This is a genomic window from Paenibacillus sp. 3LSP, from assembly GCF_032465655.1.
Taxonomy (GTDB): Bacteria; Bacillota; Bacilli; order Paenibacillales; family Paenibacillaceae; genus Fontibacillus; species Fontibacillus barengoltzii.
On the sequence record NZ_JAWDJI010000105.1, the window covers coordinates 1 to 2,599 of the forward strand.

Consider the following 2,599-nt stretch of genomic DNA (forward strand, 5'->3'; position numbering starts at 1 on the left):
GCCTGCGGCAACGCGGCCTGAGCCTGGGCAGCCTGCTGCCGCTTGCGCAGCGCGCGGCAGCTGCGGCAAGCGCCCCGGCGTGAGCCTTTGCCGGAGCGCTTGCCGGTGCGGCGCAGGAATTCGCCCAGCGGCTTGGCCTCGCCGCAATAGGCGCATATTTTTATCGCATTCGCGGAAGTTGAGTTAGGTTCAGGTTGCTGCTGCGTCAAGGGGGTCACCTCAGTTTGGTATAGGCTCGAAGTAGGATATGACTCCATTATACCTGAATCTATAGAAATAAAGCCAAGACCGGCCGGTCCTGGCTTAGGGTTTAGGATCAGGATTGTGATTTGGATTAGGATGTTGTTCCCCGGGTTGGCGTTACTCGGACACGGTTGCGGGTTGCCTGAGGCTGCGCATTTTGGTTAAAATTTTGCGGATGCTTTCATCGGAGAGGTGAAATCTTTCGGCTAAATCCCGTACCGTGCTCCCGGCGCGGTACAAGCGAAAAATCTCTTCGTTCCGTTTAGCAATCGAGTGGCGGGAACCGCTCAGTTCTCCCCATAACGCCCTTGACCGTTCCGGCTTGGGAATGTAAAGCAGCTCACCCTGAATATACGTTTGGAGCTCCTTCAGCAGCCTAGGGGGAAGAACATCCTTTCCATTTTTGTAATTCACGATCATGTACCTCCTTATTTCGTGCTCCGTCCTTGATTGCTGTTACGATATAAGTCAACATGCTCGCTTCCCCCTTTCCATTGAGTATTGGTACCGCTTGTTCCAACCTTCTTGGTGTAGAACAAACGACTTTGACTTTAAATAAAGACAAAATTTGGTTTTAACTGGATCTATCTTAACACAGGAATCGTCAAACATAAATAAGGGAGGCTGTTCCCAGCCCCCCGTTTATTGTGGTGCCGCGTTACGCGACAGCCACCTCACTCACTGAAATCACTTCGATCAGCCCCCTTTCCCGTGATTCGTCGGCCCGACATCTATATTAACTCATACTTCCGGCTGCAGGAAAAGCGAAAGAACAACTATAAGTGTTTTTTACGTCAGGTGTGCTAGAATAAGTTTGGTATCATTCCATGTATCCGGATTATCATGCTAACGATCAAGGAAGTGACTTGAAGGTGGATTTGTTTTCATTTAATCAAGAGCAAAGTCCGGCGGGGCGGTTGCTGGCGGACCGGATGCGGCCGACCTCGCTGGATGAATATATCGGACAAGAACATATTGTCGGCCCGGGCAAGCTGCTGCGGCGGGCGATTGAAGCGGACCAGGTCTCGTCGATTTTACTGTACGGCCCTCCCGGCTGCGGCAAAACGACGCTTGCTCATATTATCTCCAATCAGACGAAGGCGGAGTTCGTCAAGCTCAACGCGGTGGATGCGTCGGTGAAGGATGTGCGTGAGGTGATTGAAAAAGCCCAGAACGACAAAGCTTTTTACGGCACCAAAACGATTCTGTTCCTAGACGAGGTCCATCGATTTAACAGCTCGAGACAGGACGCATTACTACCGGCGGTGGAAAAAGGCACGATCATCTTTATCGGGGCAACGACGGAAAATCCGTTCCACTACGTTAACGGCGCGTTAATGAGCCGCTCCACGCTGTTCCAGCTGGAGCCGCTGACGAAGGAGCACTCGCTGATCGCGATGCGGCGGGCCTTGGCCGACAAAGAGAAGGGGCTGGGCTTTATGCCGCTGCAGGTTGACGAGGAGGCGCTGCTGCACATCGCTGCGATGGCGAACGGAGATATTCGGCGCGCGCTGAATGCGCTGGAGCTGGCGGCGATGACCACGCCCCCGCAATCGGACGGGACGGTGCACATTACGCTCGAAGTGGCGGAGGAATCGATCCGCCGGCCGCTCGTCAAAGCGGACGAGTCCACGCAATATGACGTGCTGTCCGCGTTTCATAAATCGATTCGCGGCTCCAGCGATGCGGCGGTGTTCTGGTTCCTGTACGCGGTTGAGAAGCTGGGAATGGACCCGATGACATTCATCCGACGGTTGATCGCTGCCAGCAGCGAGGATATTGGTCTGGCCAATCCACAGGCGATGGTACAGGCCGTCAGCGCCTTGGAGGCTTACCGCAACAATGGCTGGCCGGAAGCACGGCTGAATATTGTCCAGGCGATCTTGTTTGCGGTCGAAAGTCCAAAATCCAACGCGGTGGTTGAAGCGATTGGGAACGCCATGGCGGCGATCGAAGAGGTCAAATCTGCCGAAGTGCCGCTCCATTTGCGCGACACGCATTATAAGGGAGCGGTGAAGCTTGGGCATGAAGGCTACAAATATCCGCATGATTATCCCGGGCATTACGTACAGCAGGAGTACCTGCCCAAGCGATTGTCCGGTCGGACGTTCTACCATGCCACGGAGCAAGGGAATGAGGCGAAGATCAAGCATAACCAGGAGCTGCGGCGCAGAAGCGGAAGGTAGAAGGGAAAGTGCGAGGCGAGGGAAGGCAAGAGGATCGCAAGCCAAGTCGCAATAGCCCGGTTATGCATAAAAAAAGGGAGCCCCACGTCATTCACCGACGCGGGGCTCCTCTTTATTATGGCTTTAGCCAGTTGAGCTCGCGAAGCGTGCGAAACAAAAAACCACCCGCT

General features: G+C 54.3%; 2 protein-coding genes and 1 pseudogene. 1 reads left to right on the top strand and 2 read right to left on the bottom strand.

Annotated features, from left to right (window positions below):
* Both RW092_RS08675 and RW092_RS08680 read right to left on the bottom strand, forming a co-directional pair.
* Positions 1-257, bottom strand: a pseudogene (locus RW092_RS08675) (hypothetical protein); the annotation flags it as partial.
* A 103-nt stretch (positions 258-360) separates the two neighbouring features.
* Complete coding sequence (locus RW092_RS08680) at positions 361-663, bottom strand: CD3324 family protein (RefSeq protein ID WP_371859555.1); 303 nt, start codon at positions 661-663, stop codon at positions 361-363.
* A 452-nt stretch (positions 664-1,115) separates the two neighbouring features.
* Between RW092_RS08680 and RW092_RS08685 the strand changes: the two genes are divergently transcribed.
* Entirely contained in the window at positions 1,116-2,429 is a 1,314-nt protein-coding gene (locus RW092_RS08685) for a replication-associated recombination protein A (RefSeq protein WP_036624573.1), read from the top strand.
* The last annotated feature ends 170 nt before the right edge of the window (positions 2,430-2,599 follow it).